14 protein-coding genes are annotated in these 15234 nt (G+C 42.4%); 3 read left to right on the forward strand and 11 right to left on the reverse strand.

Annotation, left to right across the window (positions count from 1 at the left end):
- The first annotated feature begins 58 nt into the window (after positions 1-58).
- Positions 59-1366 (forward strand): GGDEF domain-containing protein, encoded by a 1308-nt coding sequence (locus OCW38_RS18120; RefSeq protein ID WP_102424276.1) that lies wholly within the window; start codon positions 59-61, stop codon positions 1364-1366.
- 808 nt (positions 1367-2174) lie between these two features.
- On the opposite strand, the gene OCW38_RS18125 is transcribed toward OCW38_RS18120, so the two are convergent.
- The 9 genes from OCW38_RS18125 to OCW38_RS18165 all read right to left on the reverse strand — a co-directional run bounded on the left by OCW38_RS18125 (position 2175) and on the right by OCW38_RS18165 (position 10759).
- Entirely contained in the window at positions 2175-2327 is a 153-nt protein-coding gene (locus OCW38_RS18125) for a YoaH family protein (protein WP_010429681.1), read from the reverse strand.
- 41 nt (positions 2328-2368) lie between these two features.
- Positions 2369-3520 (reverse strand): conjugal transfer protein TraF, encoded by a 1152-nt coding sequence (locus OCW38_RS18130; protein WP_016798023.1) that lies wholly within the window; start codon positions 3518-3520, stop codon positions 2369-2371.
- 50 nt (positions 3521-3570) lie between these two features.
- Positions 3571-4458: a DUF2861 family protein gene (locus tag OCW38_RS18135; RefSeq protein ID WP_261896419.1), complete on the reverse strand. Its 888-nt coding sequence runs from the start codon at positions 4456-4458 to the stop codon at positions 3571-3573.
- Positions 4458-5117 carry a response regulator transcription factor VxrB gene (gene vxrB / locus OCW38_RS18140; RefSeq protein ID WP_010429687.1) on the reverse strand — a complete coding sequence of 220 codons (660 nt, stop codon included), beginning with the start codon at positions 5115-5117 and terminating at the stop codon, positions 4458-4460. The genes OCW38_RS18135 and vxrB overlap by 1 nt, the downstream gene beginning before the upstream one ends.
- Entirely contained in the window at positions 5092-6564 is a 1473-nt protein-coding gene (vxrA, locus tag OCW38_RS18145; RefSeq protein ID WP_010429689.1) for a sensor histidine kinase VxrA, read from the reverse strand. Before vxrA ends, vxrB begins: the two co-directional genes overlap by 26 nt.
- A 266-nt stretch (positions 6565-6830) precedes the next feature.
- The gene (pntB, locus tag OCW38_RS18150) at positions 6831-8210 is read right to left on the reverse strand and encodes a Re/Si-specific NAD(P)(+) transhydrogenase subunit beta (RefSeq protein ID WP_010429692.1); all 1380 of its coding nucleotides are present in this window, start codon (positions 8208-8210) and stop codon (positions 6831-6833) included.
- Between the two features lie 10 nt (positions 8211-8220).
- Positions 8221-9771 (reverse strand): Re/Si-specific NAD(P)(+) transhydrogenase subunit alpha, encoded by a 1551-nt coding sequence (gene pntA / locus OCW38_RS18155; RefSeq protein ID WP_010429694.1) that lies wholly within the window; start codon positions 9769-9771, stop codon positions 8221-8223.
- A gap of 299 nt (positions 9772-10070) precedes the next feature.
- The gene (locus OCW38_RS18160; RefSeq protein ID WP_010429698.1) at positions 10071-10352 is read right to left on the reverse strand and encodes an HlyU family transcriptional regulator; all 282 of its coding nucleotides are present in this window, start codon (positions 10350-10352) and stop codon (positions 10071-10073) included.
- A 44-nt stretch (positions 10353-10396) separates the two neighbouring features.
- On the reverse strand, positions 10397-10759 hold the full coding sequence (locus OCW38_RS18165; protein ID WP_010429701.1) for a late competence development ComFB family protein: 363 nt from the start codon (positions 10757-10759) through the stop codon (positions 10397-10399).
- A gap of 448 nt (positions 10760-11207) precedes the next feature.
- Here OCW38_RS18165 and OCW38_RS18170 point away from each other — a divergent pair, with 448 nt between their 5' ends.
- Positions 11208-12449 carry a GGDEF domain-containing protein gene (locus OCW38_RS18170; protein WP_171342274.1) on the forward strand — a complete coding sequence of 414 codons (1242 nt, stop codon included), beginning with the start codon at positions 11208-11210 and terminating at the stop codon, positions 12447-12449.
- A gap of 90 nt (positions 12450-12539) precedes the next feature.
- On the opposite strand, the gene OCW38_RS18175 is transcribed toward OCW38_RS18170, so the two are convergent.
- Together OCW38_RS18175 and OCW38_RS18180 are read right to left on the reverse strand one after the other, a co-directional pair.
- A complete protein-coding gene (locus tag OCW38_RS18175; protein WP_010429705.1) occupies positions 12540-13550 on the reverse strand; it encodes a Solitary outer membrane autotransporter beta-barrel domain in 1011 nt (336 codons plus the stop codon).
- Between the two features lie 76 nt (positions 13551-13626).
- Positions 13627-14598, reverse strand: coding sequence for a GGDEF domain-containing protein (locus OCW38_RS18180; RefSeq protein WP_016795356.1), 972 nt, complete (start codon positions 14596-14598; stop codon positions 13627-13629).
- A 131-nt stretch (positions 14599-14729) separates the two neighbouring features.
- Here OCW38_RS18180 and OCW38_RS18185 point away from each other — a divergent pair, with 131 nt between their 5' ends.
- Positions 14730-15167, forward strand: coding sequence for a DUF3069 domain-containing protein (locus tag OCW38_RS18185; RefSeq protein WP_010429711.1), 438 nt, complete (start codon positions 14730-14732; stop codon positions 15165-15167).
- Positions 15168-15234: the final 67 nt, after the last annotated feature.

Below are 15234 nucleotides of genomic sequence, written 5' to 3' on the forward strand. Positions count from 1 at the left end.
GTATAGCAATTTTATCAATGCTAATACTCTAATCTCCGATTGCGCCAACTCTAAGGCATTGCGCATTACATTCGAATCACGTGTACGGGTTAGTATCATGAGCGACAAAGCATTCCGAAAACTCAACATATTCCTTTCGATTTTTTGCCTAGCAATCACGCTAGTGTCGTTGATCTCATTTAATACGCTCATGAATAAAAGCTACGTTATTACGCCAGACAAATACTCTACACGCGTTAACACAGACAGAGACCACGATGGTGGCACCGTAGGTTCATTACATAAGTCAGAAGATGGAATTGAGTTACAGTGTGACTTTGAGCGAACATATAGCTTGCCCTTCTGTGAAATTGAATTCGTTATATCGACACAAGGTAAAGGGCTCGATCTCTCTACGTTCGATTCTGTCACCATTAATATGGATTACCAAGGCCAAGAAGACCCAAGGCTTCGCTTCTACATTCGTAATTATGACAAGAATTACAGCGTGAAAGGCGATGCTATGTCGAACAAGTTCAATCGCTTAGACTTCTCGCTACCAGATAAAAACCACATCGACTTAAACTACTTCAACGTCCCTTTTTGGTGGATCGATCATTACAACCAACCTATTACTAGTAGCGCGGTAGACATTACAAACGCGGTTTCTGTTGAGCTCGGGCTCGGAGCCAGCACGCTTGATGGGCACCATTCAATTAAGATCTCGAGCATTGTTTTCCACGGTAAAATCATCAGCAAAGCTTTGTTAGGTGAACTCTTAATTGGATTATGGGTGACCTATGCCATCTGTTATGTAGGTTGTGCGTTACACATCGCACAGCGAAGCAGAACGCGTGCAGCAGAGCAACAACGCCATTTGACCGAAGAAATTGAAGAGCTCAAGGTAAAGGCAACAACCGATCCGTTGACCGGATGTAGAAACCGAACCGAAGCGTTAGACACCTTCTATGATTTCGAATGGCTGGCGCAACAAGGAAAAACGATTCACATCGCGTTGTTTGATTTAGACCATTTTAAGCAGATCAATGATCAACATGGCCATGAAGTGGGTGACAAAGTACTTATTCAGTTTGTCGCAACGGCGAACGAGAGCCTTGGTGAGCAGTACTTGCTTTATCGCTGGGGTGGTGAGGAGTTTCTACTCGTTTGCCTCGAGCAAACTGCGCTACAGTGTAACGAATCTATCGATAATTTTTACCTAGCAATGGACCAAAGCCTATGGCCTAAAGCGCTTAAAGTCACGGCTTCGACTGGAGTAACGGAGCTTAAAGAGCATGAATCGATACGTACTGCCATCAAACGTGCAGACAAGGCACTTTACCAAGCGAAAGAAAACGGACGAAACCAAGTCGTTACGTTTTATTAAGGCTCGCTAGACTGGACCGCAGCTAAACATTCAACTCTCTGCTAATACTCAATCAACACGCCATTAATACCCTGTCGATATCTACTCTCCACTTAAGCACCCGTTAGATTCTTAAGTGCTGACCAAACAAGCCCATAAGCTTTGCTGTCTCATCAGAACCCAAATCCATTCGTATGCCTATAAGCGCACTCTCGCCATCTGCTATAACACCGTTTGCTAGAAAACCATCTGTAATAACGCAATCAATAGCATTCTCAGGTTGATACGTATCGTTCCTGAATCGCTCTATAAACAGCTCTTCCGTACGCCTCTAAGCTTCCTAAGCACTTGTTTTAAAGTGCACATATTTGGCTAGTAAAGCGTGCTCTAACCAGTGGTCAGTCACTCGCAGTATCGGTTTTGAACATTACCGTCGTCACTTATCTCGCGCTGTTCTTAGATGAAATCCTCATTTGTCTGCTTCTGAACATTCATCCACTCGTATCCGCTAAAAATAGAAGTCACAACGTCACCAGCCATAAAAAACGCAATATATTTAACCACTTAGACGTGGTGACACAAATGCTGACACCTAAAATAGCAATTGTTTTACTTTCAGATCTTGCTGTAATTTAATTACAAATATAAACCAAGAAAAGCCTGTAAAGTAAATTACTCCGCTGTAACTTGCTGAATTGACTAAATTTAAGGATTTTGATTAGGCTGGAAATTAGGGTGACTAAAGAGTGGGTATGTACGAGATAATATGCTAGAGGGCAATATATTTAGTTATAGTGCATTAAAGTGTTAAAAAAGAAGGGCTGATGCCCTACTCTTCTTTTTTACTCATTTCTTCACGAATTTGCTCAGCAACCATTTTGATAGCTTGTGCTGTGCTGATGCCCTGAGTCATCATTTCTTGAATTCGTTCAACAGCTTTCTGTTGTTCTTCGTGAGAAAGGGTTGGTAAGTCGTTTAACATGCTCTGCTCCTTTGTTTAGGAGCAGAATCATATAAGGAGTGTTAGTAACTAGCAAGGAAATTGATTGAAGCACCCATAGCGTTTTCATTCGTGTAGTTAGCACTGATATCTAACTGGAATAAATTTAGCGGTGACAAACCAATACCGGCTGTGACAGTACCTTCTGAGTCAGAGTAAGCGAGGTTCTTGTAGTACCCTCCCCTTAGCTTTAGCTGACGCAACAGATCAACTTCGGTACCGATACGAATCATCTGTTCGTTGTCATCAAACGATGTGAATTTTTCAGTCTCATTCAAATCGTAATCAACACTTAGCGTAAAGTAGTCAGAAACGATACCCGCACCAATCGTGTAAACTGGTTCAAGTTGATAAGTGTATTGGCCACCAACTTGATGAGTAGTACCGGAACTACTCGTTATTGTCTTAGTCGTATCTTTAGTTTGAATATCTCTAGAGATTAAGTTAGTTGCCGCAACACCGACTCTGAATGGGCCGAAGAACCAAAGTGCACCAGCATCCAAGTTGAAAGCCGTTTCTCCGTCACCATTTTCTCTGACATCTGATAAATCATAATCATTAACCGAAGCGACATAGTTGTATGTGTATATACGTTGGATTTTCGGTGTGACACCAAATGAAATATGTTGGCCCATAAAGGTTTGGTATTTTGCTAAAGAAAGACCAACCTCAGTTACACCAATAGACACCGCTTCAACGGTAGATAACTCTATGTTATCGGTACTTGTTGCTGTACCTGCGGTGTAAACATTCGGCGTCGCGAAAGATTCTGTGTAAGCTTTAGCGAAAAGGTTTGCTGCGACAAATTGATTAGGAAGCGCGAATGCGACCACCCCACCCAGTTCAACGTTGGCTTGGTTACCATCAAGTTTTTTTAGAGCAGCTTCTACATCACTCGGAGTTGACGCGTCAACAACACTATCAATGTTCGATTTCATGTCGTTGGGGTCGTTATAGCTACCACCAAAACTTGGCGTGATCATGCCCATATCATCATTACGACGATAGATAGCAACCAGTGCTGGGTTATAGAATGGAGCTGTTAGGAAGTTTGCTGAAACAACACCAACACCACCCATCGCATCACCACGCGCTTCAATGGCGTAGTTTGCTGCTGAAAGAGGAAGACTGGCGAATGCAATTGACGCTGCGAGTAGTTTTGTAGTTTTTTTCATGCCGTTTATCTTTGTGAGATCCCTTACATAGTTAACGGCACAATTCTAAATTACTTTAACTCTTCTTCGCTAGAAATATCATAAGTTTTACTGATAGTTTGTGCTTGTTCTATCGCTATGTCACCTTGCCAGCGAGAATGCACCATCGAAACGGCTAATACATAACGATCATTAGGCAGTTCTTCGCCCGTCAAACTCATTGGATAATCAGATTCGTAACTCTTACCCCATACCTTATCGTAGTGTTCGTCGACATAATCATACAAACCGACTTCAAGCTTAGGTAGCGGACAGTATGGATTTAGCAGTTCTTTTTTATCGATTCGCCACGTGTCTTTTGATGCCCAACGAACTTGTTGGCGCATGACAATTTCACCAAGGATAACCCAAGTGCTCCACGAGTTTCCTGCATCATCTTTAACGCTTACACGATACAGGCCCGAATCTAGTTGAGACGCTAAATTATAACGCTTATGGTAAAGGCTTGCTGATGCGTTATTGACGAGTTCGTCGTCTTTGGAGAATTCACTATCAGACGAAACAACTCTATCAACCCACTTTTCAAAGGTGATGTCTTGAATGTTGTTTTTAGATTCAACATCAATCGCTACTCGAAACGTATCACGTCCAGGGCTTTGAATGATGTGTCTTTTGACAACTACCGAACTTATCCAATCAGGTAAGGTCTTCTTGGTTAGGGTTTTACCACAATCTTTGTTCAACGCTTGAGCGAACAGTTCATTGAGGTGATCCTCTCGAGATTGATAAGAGTTGATTTGCCAAACTTCCACTAACGAATCAAACATCTGAGACAAGTCGTTATCTAACAGGTGTTTGTGAACTTGAGTTAGAGCATCACTGCTCTTAAACCAATCCGCTGCGTACGCCGTGTTTATAACGCTCGACAGCATTAATAGTGGAAGTAAGGCTTTTTTCATTATGCTTTCATCTTATAACCAACGCCACGTAGCGTTTCAATTTCTAGACCTGGCAGCTTCTGTCTTAGTTGTAGAACATGTGTGTCTACAGTACGCGTTGTTGGGAAATGGTTGTAACCCCAAACGTGGTCAAGCAGCTCATCACGTGTAAATACACGGCCAAGGTTACTTGCTAAGAACAATAGTAGGTCAAACTCTGTTCGCGTTAGCGTAATTTCTTGTTCATTAAAGAACACTTCACGAGTCGCTTTATCAATAACAAGATTTTGAGCGATAACTTTTGAGGCATCTTGTTCTTCAGCGTCTGGTAGCCGAAGTTGGGCGCGAATTCGAGCGAAAAGCTCAGCTTCTGCAAATGGCTTAGTTAGGTAATCGTTCGCGCCTGAATCTAGGCCCGCTACTTTGTCCTTTACTGTGACGAGAGCCGTCAACAAAATAACCGGGATATCTTTCTTTTTCTTCCAGCTTGGAAGCGAATCTACTGAGTCACCATCAGGAAGTTGACGGTCTAGAATAACCAGATCCGCTTGTTCCCAATAGCCTTCAACTTCAGAGATCAGCTCAGCATGCAAACATTCATATCCAGCTTGCTCAAGGCTAACTAATAAACCGTCAGCTAAATTTTTATCATCTTCAACGAGAAGCAATGTCTGTTTCACAAGGTATCTCCAAAATAAATGTTGTTGGGGGGCCGATAAGCGTCATGTGACCGCCCATTTTTCCGACCATAGATTCAACTATTGTCAGACCTAAACCTAGTCCACTCTTACTAACGAATGGCTTTCTTAGCTGTCCCCAATCTTTGCGGGATAAGTCTCCATTATCTATAACTTTGAATGTCAGCTTCTTGTCAGAAGTATTCAGTTCTAGTATCACTGGAGCCACACCGTACTTCACGGCGTTTCTGATTAGGTTGTCGATACACGTTCCTAACCAATATACGTTCACTTTTGCAGCAATGTCTTTATTCACACGTAACTCAATTCCCGGTGCGAAATCTTCTTCAACTTTATATTGCAACCACTCCTCAACACTTGGCACCCACTCAGTGGCTAGTGGTTGGTTATCCGACTGCAAATAGTCTTTACTAGCTTCCGCCAACTGTCTTAAACGACGAGTGTCTTCACACAATCTACGGAACTCATCATATACCGATTCTGGCAAGTGTTCGAATTCACGCCTAAACCCTTCAACCGTCAAAGATAAGCTCGCGATGGGCGTTCTTAATTCATGCGTTAAAATTTGAAGCACCAACATCCGGCTTTTCATTTCTTGTTTTTTGCTATTCCAGCGGTAAACCGCCCAGCCTAAAACCAGCATGATGTTGGCGATAACCAAGATAAACATTGCGACTTGTAGCAGCTCTGAATGATCTTCGATTTCCCAACACACGTTACCGCGCTGCACAAAACAGCTGTTGCCTTCTGACGACAAACTGAAAGACAACCCGGCTAGCGTTGCATTTTCATTCCACACCGATTCTTTGTATAGATAGTAGCGGTCACCGCGTTTTACCCACATCTCATTAAGCTCAACAAACATACTCGCGCCAGCTAACAATGCGGTTATGGCCTCGTTATCCATTTGTTGTAAACGCGATAAGAGTTCGTCATGCTCTGTATTTGGTCGTTCTTGGATGTGCATGAAGCGCTTCAAATCATCAAACTTTTCTGGGTACTTCTCAACGTACCTTGCAGCATAAGAGCCGCCACCAGGGTGAATCAAGCCACTGCGACTAAACCAACGGTCGGAAAGTTTCGTTCCCTTACATAATGCACGAGTGAAAACTAAAGGCTCTGTGATCAAAGGACTTAACGGCAACTTTCCGCTGCAAGTTTTAGATAATTGGTATAGGCGTTGGATGTCTTTCAACGGATACTCTGCTGTTTGTGGCAGCATAGAAGATGGCATGATCAACCGAGTTGGATAATCAGCCTGAAGCAGTCGAATATCATAAGATTCAACGGCCGTTTCATGATCAAAGAGTTTGGTAAAGTTATCGATACGCTCAGGCAAAGAGTCAGCAAAGGCGTTTACTGAGACTGATAACGTAGCAATAAGAAGAGTCAATGTTTTTTTGATGATCACAAACCAACGCAAATTCATATAGATCAAACAAATATATACCATTCGCTATCAAAGATAAATTTTTAACCGCGTGAAAAACAATGTTGATTCAAGGGACAACGATTGCCTTGCGGGATTGTAGACAAATACGCCGAGATATTTAGAAACATACCTGCCTACCTACTTACAAGAGAGCAACTGGACCTTTCATCAGTTAAGCAAGAGCTCCAAATACGTACTACATCGTTACGAGCAAAAAAAAGGAGCTCAATTGAGCTCCTTAGTATTACAACATGTTCTAACTTTTATAGGTGCTCTAAAATACCCAAGCAACTCTGTTTAGCATCACCAAACAGCATCTGCGTGTTCTCTTTGAAGAACAATGGGTTTTGAACGCCAGCGTAACCGGTATTCATCGAGCGTTTGAACACGATAACATTTTGAGCGTTCCAAACTTCCAATACAGGCATGCCAGCGATTGGGCTGTTTGGATCTTCTAATGCTGCTGGGTTAACAGTGTCATTTGCACCAATAACCAATACAGTATCTGTCTCATTGAAGTCATCGTTGATTTCGTCCATTTCAAGAACGACATCATAAGGTACTTTTGCTTCAGCAAGCAGTACGTTCATGTGACCCGGTAACCTACCCGCAACTGGGTGGATACCAAAGCGAACATTGATACCTTGTGCTCTTAGTTTTTCAGTAATCTCATGCACCGGGTATTGAGCTTGAGCTACTGCCATGCCGTATCCTGGAGTGATGATAACTGACTTAGAGTTTTTCAGCATGTCCGCAACATCTTCAGCCGATGTTTCACGATGTTCACCCTGCTCTTCATCACCATCAGACACAACCACTTCTTGACCGAATCCACCAGCGATAACGCTAATAAACGATCGGTTCATTGCTTTACACATGATGTACGACAGAATGGCACCTGACGAGCCAACCAATGCACCCGTTACGATTAACAGGTCGTTTGCCAGCATGAAACCTGCCGCCGCCGCCGCCCAACCAGAGTAAGAGTTCAACATAGAAACAACCACTGGCATATCTGCACCACCAATCGATGCCACTAAGTGGTAACCGAAGGCGAATGCGATCAGAGTCATTACCATTAGCGCAAACATGCTGCCATCGGCTTTAACAAACGTGATCATTAACAATGTAGAGGCAACAATAGCTGCTAGGTTCCACTTATGCTTATGAGGAATGTTTAATGCTGACGAAGAGATAACGCCACGAAGCTTACCAAACGCAACAATAGAACCCGTGAAGGTAACCGCACCGATGAACACACCAAGGAACACTTCCACTAGATGGATGACGTGTTCTGCATGTGTTGCCGCTTCAGGAGCATCAATGTAACTGTTGTAACCAACAAGTACCGCCGCCATACCTACGAAGCTATGCAAGATAGCCACCAGCTCAGGCATTTCGGTCATTTCTACTTTCTTTGCGTAGTGGATACCAATACCGCCACCGATCACCATTGCAATGATAATCCACACAATACCTGACGAGTGAGGGCCAAAGATCGTCGCGATCAACGCGATTGCCATACCCGTGATACCGTAATAGTTACCTGCACGTGCAGATTCCTGCTTCGATAATCCAGCCAAGCTCATGATAAAGAATACAGCAGCAACAATATAAGCTGCTTGTACTAATCCTTCAGACATCTGTTACTCCTTAGTCTTTACGGAACATTTCAAGCATACGTTTGGTCACAGTAAAGCCACCAAAGATATTGATACTTGCAATTAATACGGCAATAAATGACAAGAACGTGACTACACCACTTCCTTGTCCTATCTGTAACAGCGCACCTACTACAATGATCCCTGAGATAGCGTTAGTAACGGACATCAAAGGTGTATGCAGAGAATGGCTTACATTCCAAACTACGTAATAACCCACCACACAAGCGAGAACAAAAACGGTAAAGTGAGATAAGAACGCAGCAGGCGCAACCGACGCTATCCAAGCAAAAGCACCAACGGCAACCGCCATACCGGCCACTTTTTTGATTGGAGAGACAGGCTCTTCAACTTTTGGCTCAGGTTTCACAGCTTTTGGCTTAGCCTGTTGTTGTGGTTGAGCTGAAACTTGAATTGGTGGCGCTGGCCATGTGACTTCGCCTTCTTTAACAACTGTAACGCCACGCAGTACAACATCATCAAAGTCAATGTTAATGTTGCCATCTTTTTCTTTGCAAAGTAGTTTCAGTAGGTTAACTAGGTTAGTTGCGTACAGTTGAGATGACTGAGTCGGCAATCGACCAACCATGTCTGTATAACCAACCACCTTCACGCCATTCGCCGTTGTGATCACTTGATCTGCAACCGTGTATTCACAGTTCCCGCCATTTGCAGCAGCAAGATCCACAATCACGCTACCTGCACTCATGCTGTCTACCATCTCTTTGGTAATCAGCTTAGGTGCTGGACGCCCAGGGATAAGAGCGGTTGTAATAATGATGTCGACGTCTTTCGCTTGAGCCGCGTAAAGTTCTTCAGCTTTCTTATTGAATGCCTCAGACATCTCTTTTGCGTAGCCGTCACCAGCACCTGTGTCTTCCTGGAAGTCGACTTCCAAGAATTCAGCGCCCATAGACTCTACTTGTTCTTTTACTTCAGGACGAACGTCGAACGAACGAACAATCGCACCTAAACTACCTGCGGCACCAATCGCCGCTAGGCCCGCAACACCCGCACCGGCAACCAACACTTTCGCTGGTGGAACTTTACCTGCTGCCGTGATTTGACCTGTGAAGAATCGACCGAATTCGTGCGCCGCTTCAACAACAGCACGATAACCCGCGATGTTTGCCATAGAACTCAAGGCATCTAGCGCCTGAGCTCTCGAAATACGTGGCACAGAATCCATCGCCATCACGTTGATGTTACGAGTGGACAGTTGTTCCATTAATTCTGGGTTTTGAGCGGGCCAAATAAAGCTGACCAATGTGGCGCCATCTTTAAGCAATTCGATTTCATTTTTAGACTCGTCAACGATTGGAGCGTTAACTTTAAAGATAATATCGGACTTCCACGCTTCATCGGCGGTAACAACTTTTGCTCCAGCTTGTTCATAAGCTGTATCTTCAAAACTTGCTAACGCGCCGGCTTGTGATTCAACACAAACTTCAAACCCTAATTTTAGAAGCTGTTCTACCGATTTCGGCGAAGCAGCGACTCGCGTTTCTCCCGCGAGTGTTTCTCTTGGTACACCAATTTGCATAGCGATTCCTTGACTATTGGCACAATGACTTATTCGTTTGTATCTAACGAGAACTAATACTTCAAGCGTTTTGTTCAAAGAACAGGAAAAGTTATTACTTATAACGATTTAGTTGAGTTTTCGGCGCTTCATTTCAATCAATATTGGCCATCTCAAACAAAGAGGTCAAACCACTTTCTGATAATCCTTTAAATAACAACCTACTAGCTGTTCTTTATCCCTAAAACTAAAAAGAGCTTTCAGCATATACACTGAAAGCTCTCTAAATGATGACCAACATCAATTCTAACCCCAATTGGTTAGCTAAATATATTGTCGCCCATTTGATCAATGAACATCTGCGATTTCTTGAGCATCAATTCGTTGGCGTCTTCTTTGTTTGAAACAACATCAGAACGAATAAAACGATGAGTTTTGATTTCACCGTCGACTTCTTTCTCGATTCGCCCAGCGACACGATATTGACCAGATTCTGCAATGGCATCTTGGTAAATATTAAACCCTTTGTATTCTACTGGCTCAATGTCTACTTTTTGTTCGGTTTTTTCTTTGCCACCAAATAATCTAGAAAAGAATCCCACGTTTTTACTCCTTAAATGACCGTACTGACTCTAAACTATCATGACTATTTGCTGTTCAACAATGGCTTTTCATACCATTGTAATTCTACGTCATCATCAAAATTGTGTTGACTAAATATAACGGGCACATTGTCGTCACGTTCGCGTCTTCGGTCGTCAATGATCATGCTTTCTGCATTTTTGACCGCGATCTCACTATTTCGTTTATAGAGCACTAACTTGTCTTCTGGTAGGGCTGCAAGAAAATCGATATCAAAGCGAATGTAAATCGGTTTAAGTTGGCCTAACGCCAAACACGCGAGATCCGCCAGTTGTTCGTTGGTGTAACTAGACACATATTCCTCGGTAGTCAAAACATGACCAACAAGCGTTTCCATGTAATTGTGTACATCCACACTGATTTGCATACTACATCTCCGTTTGTAGTGTTTTATGATATTGCTCTTAACAACTTATTATAACTAACCGCTTGTTGTCACTTCCGTTTTTCATAACTGCCCATTTATCAGAATGGCCTGATTACCCTAACTGTCTGTTTATCAGGGCTATCAGTTCACTGTGACTATTTGCCTGTTATTACGGTTCGCTTATTCGTGATTAACCATTAATTGATACTATCAGCGTACGTTTTGTTAAGTATCTATAACAGCGAATTAATTTCTCATATATACTGTGTAGTTCGTTCTACGGTTAATAGCAACTCAAATACATATAAATATGGTTGCACCAATCTCGCCCTATGACCATGTTTTTGCTCTAATTTACGCAAAAAACTTGGCAATCGCTTGTTTAACCGTATCCTAAGTATAAAATTAAATTATAAGATCATCAGTACACTTTAGGCTCTCCACATAAATGGCATCTTCTTTTGTAACGTCGAGCTTGTTTCGATTTTGCTTTCCCTTACTTTTATTAGTAATGTTACTCGTAGGTATGAACAACGTCATTCTCGTGACGGAGTCAAACTTAGGGTTTGCTAGCAACCTCCCATATATTCTATTGAGCGTTGCCGTTCTGTTGTGTCATACATTCAGACAAGGCCGCATGGCAATGGTCTCTTCGACTATGCTTGTCGCATATCTCATTATCCAAGTTCGTTTGCAAACACCGCTAAACACAGGCACTACATTATTAGAGTTGTCTCTCCTTGCCACACTACTGCCAGTTACCTGCTTATTAGTCTATGCCTTCCCCGACAATGGCGTTAACTCTAAATCGATGTTCTTATATGCGTTGGTTGTGGTGTTGTTTATGGTCTGGGCACAGCTTATTGTTTCTCACTTCCATGCGGGCGGTTTTGAGTCGTGGAGCGAAGGCATACTGTTTACGGTAAGAGATTTTTCTAAGCTGCCATTTGTGCTCGTGTTGTACAGCCTTTGTTTATTAGGCTTAACGGCCATTTTGGTTTTGGTTTATAACCGCTCTATCGACGTTGTGGTTTATAGCGCTATCTTGCTTGCTTCATCTACCTTCACATTTTTTGATGTACAGTATATTTCGAGTACGATGTTTTCTTTGTCTGGAACATTGATAATCATCTATGTGATGTCAGCAAGCCACGATATGGCTTTTAATGACCAACTCACTAATATTCCTGGCCGACATGCATTAGAAGTCGATATGAAGCACTTAGGGCGTAAATACTCGATGGCGATGGTCGATATTGATCACTTCAAGACGTTTAATGATACCTACGGACATGACATTGGTGACGATGTTCTCAAGTTAGTCGCACGACTCATCACTGAGACTGGTGGCGGCGCACGTGCTTATCGCTATGGCGGTGAAGAGTTCACGATCATCTTTAAAGGTAAATACGCAGACCAAGTTAAAGCTGACCTACAGGCACTCATCTCTGATATCCAAAATTACGACATGATTATTCGTAATACTCACGAACGCCCTGATGATCATGAAGTGGGTATGAAAAAGCGCGGCCAAAGTAGTAACCCGACAGAAGTGGTGAATGTTACGGTAAGTATTGGAGTATCTGATAGTACGACGACCAAACACCCTGAAGAGGTTTTAAAATTGGCCGACAACGCACTGTATAAAGCCAAAGAAACGGGTCGCAACAAGTTGATTGTTAGTAACTAAGTAACTAAGTAATTTAATCGGGAATGGCTAAAACGCTTCATAGCTCGATTCATTAATCAGAATAAAATCAATGAATACCAGAGAGGAAGATCAATCTTGGTTAAAGAAGATAACTAAGCTCCCTCCTTTCAAACTGCTTCCATAATTAATCGTCAATCCAATCCCGACATTGTCCACCCAATCATTAAACAGATTAGGATTGAGCAACCAGCCTACACTGCCTTCGTAATAGGACGATGTTCCCATAGATGCAACCGTATCGCCCCCGATATCAATTCTTCTGATACTTGAATACATCGAAGTAATGTTTTTATCCCAGCGTATTAAGTCGTAAAAGATCTTGGCTTCGTTTGCGATGTACCAGCCTTCAGGGTGCCCAATGTTGCCTTCATTCGCCTCACCCCAACCAATACCATTAAAGTAATGCCAACTGGTGCTTAGTTTGTATTTTCCCCAGTCATGCTTGTCTTCAAAGGTCAGTTTTACCTTAGGTTCTACGATGTATGCCCATGCGTCAGTATTCAGATACACGCCATCCAGTTGATCTTTATAAGGCTCAAGTAATGATGAGCGATATTCAAAGTCATTGCGATAATAAGAGATGTGGTTACCAATCGCCGAGCTAAAGCTCCAGTGTTCATCCAACTGGGTAACATTGGCAAATTCAAGATAACCAGAAACTACTGATTCTTTTTGAAAATCACTTTTCGTTGTCGATGCGTACACAACATCTTTCTCGATACGCAACGCTGATAGACGTAATGTTATTTCTTGATGATTATCTTCAATGTACTCTGGAAGTTCAAACGTATACGGAAAGCTGATCGAAGCAATATCTTTTCTTCGGCTCACAGAATCATTGGAACCAATGTCTTCGTTATCTAAACGAAAAACTTTATTGGGATCAAAGTTATTAATACCAAAAGTAAACACATCCGTATCGTTAAGCAATACGCTCGTCGCGAACGTGCGTTCGATATCCTTTCTAACTAGATCAGACAACGTAGTGGCACTCACTATTGCAGGGAAAACAGAGCAAAACAGCGGTAGAACAATCGCCTTGTTTGTTTTTACCAAAGGGCATAACTTTGAGTGTGGCATTTCTCTTATCACTAAATAACTTCCTAGCAGGCTGCTATCAGAAGTCTAAATTCAAACATAGAAAGGAGCTTGTCTATTAACGAGCAAGCTCCAAAATGTTGCGCTGTATAAAGGTATTTCTACCGCTTTGTTTAGCTTGATAAAGCGCTTGGTCAACCTTATCGTAGATAGACGCAATTGACTCATCGCCTCCCGGTATAAACGACAACACACCTTGTGACACTGTCACCCTATCAGACACCGTTGAATGATCGTGTGCGTAATTCATCTCATGAAGCGCTTCTTTGATTCTCATGGCCTGTAGACTAGCCGCTTCACTGTCCGTATCACTCAGAATTAAAACAAATTCTTCACCGCCATAACGACCAACATACTCACCCGCACGGACAAAGAGCTGTTTAAGGGTGCTTGCAAGCCCCTGTAAGCAACTATCTCCTTGAATATGGCCGTAATTATCGTTGTAGGGCTTAAAGAAGTCTACATCCAGTAGTATGACTGTCATAGGTATATTACGTCTTCCATGCCATGCAATACTTTCTTCAAGCTTAGTATCCATATATCGACGATTATACAATTTGGTAAGGCCGTCTTCGTTGGCCTGTTGTTGAAGGAGAATGTTGAGCTCTTCGAGTTTGGCGGTACTCTGCTTTAATTCTCGTCGCATATGAGCGATACGCTGCATCGCAATCAACTTGGAATTTAGAACAACTTTGTTAACTGGCTTAATCAGGTAATCGTCACCGCCAGCATCGATAGCCTTAGCGATCATTGCTGGCTCTTCGTGACCACTCAAAAATATAATAGGAACCCATTCTGGGAACCGACTACGAACCTCGTTAGCGACTTCAAAACCATCCATGTCTGGCATGCTAATATCGAGTAATACGAGTTCAGGATCAAAGTCAGAATAAACATCCAGGGCTTCTCTGCCGCTGCCTACAGCTTCAACAATATGACCCAGTTGCTTAAGCCGAATCGCAAGTTGCATTCTGTCTAGTTGAACATCATCAACCAGCAATATGCGCATCGAAGATCCCTTTTCTATCATCACATCACCTTTATCTAGTGTTGAATATTCAAAGTAGCTCAAATTTGGGCTTAAATCATGCCCTAATCTCTATATTATATTGACTTTTTTACAGATCTTTTTAGCATTGTTTCTTTTTAAAGAGAAATACTATGTCAGACGCTACAAACAACGAACCACAAGAAATCGATTTAACGACCATCTCGCCAGAGCTTCGTCAAGTTATCGAATTTGATGAAGTGCCAAAAGAGATGCACTTTATGGTTACTTCTATTCATGAAGTGTCTGAAGAAGCAGTACGTGAAGCATGGAATAGTCTTCCAGCAAGCGCACAAAATGTTTTGGACAACTTCGAGCAGTTCCACGCTCTAATCAGTGTTAGCCAAGCTTTCGCTGGTGTTAACGTGATGGAAGAGTTCCCTACTCTTAAACTTCCAGAAGATATGTCTGACGAAGAAAAAGAAGAGTACCGAGCTCAACTGCTAGACCAAGTTCTACACAATTGTGTAAAAGACATGGTTAAACAAATCAAGAAAGCTCGTCGTGATGCTATCTTGAAGCGTGATTTTAAAGAAGTTTTTACTAAGTAAGTCGGGGCTAGCCTAGATTAGGCTGAGCGCTAACAGTATTACTTATTGACTAAGCCGCATGTTGCTT

Source organism: Vibrio cyclitrophicus (assembly GCF_024347435.1).
Classification (GTDB): domain Bacteria; phylum Pseudomonadota; class Gammaproteobacteria; order Enterobacterales; family Vibrionaceae; genus Vibrio; species Vibrio cyclitrophicus.

Excerpts from the sequence above, each read along its gene's own strand:
- OCW38_RS18125 (WP_010429681.1), bottom strand. The coding sequence starts at position 2,327 with ATGTTAAACGACTTACCAACCCTTTCTCACGAAGAACAACAGAAAGCT.
- OCW38_RS18130 (WP_016798023.1), bottom strand. The coding sequence starts at position 3,520 with ATGAAAAAAACTACAAAACTACTCGCAGCGTCAATTGCATTCGCCAGT.
- OCW38_RS18135 (WP_261896419.1), bottom strand. The coding sequence starts at position 4,458 with ATGAAAAAAGCCTTACTTCCACTATTAATGCTGTCGAGCGTTATAAAC.
- vxrA (WP_010429689.1), bottom strand. The coding sequence starts at position 6,564 with ATGAATTTGCGTTGGTTTGTGATCATCAAAAAAACATTGACTCTTCTT.
- pntB (WP_010429692.1), bottom strand. The coding sequence starts at position 8,210 with ATGTCTGAAGGATTAGTACAAGCAGCTTATATTGTTGCTGCTGTATTC.
- pntA (WP_010429694.1), bottom strand. The coding sequence starts at position 9,771 with ATGCAAATTGGTGTACCAAGAGAAACACTCGCGGGAGAAACGCGAGTC.
- OCW38_RS18165 (WP_010429701.1), bottom strand. The coding sequence starts at position 10,759 with ATGCAAATCAGTGTGGATGTACACAATTACATGGAAACGCTTGTTGGT.
- OCW38_RS18170 (WP_171342274.1), top strand. The coding sequence starts at position 11,208 with ATGGCATCTTCTTTTGTAACGTCGAGCTTGTTTCGATTTTGCTTTCCC.
- OCW38_RS18175 (WP_010429705.1), bottom strand. The coding sequence starts at position 13,550 with ATGCCACACTCAAAGTTATGCCCTTTGGTAAAAACAAACAAGGCGATT.
- OCW38_RS18180 (WP_016795356.1), bottom strand. The coding sequence starts at position 14,598 with ATGATAGAAAAGGGATCTTCGATGCGCATATTGCTGGTTGATGATGTT.
- OCW38_RS18185 (WP_010429711.1), top strand. The coding sequence starts at position 14,730 with ATGTCAGACGCTACAAACAACGAACCACAAGAAATCGATTTAACGACC.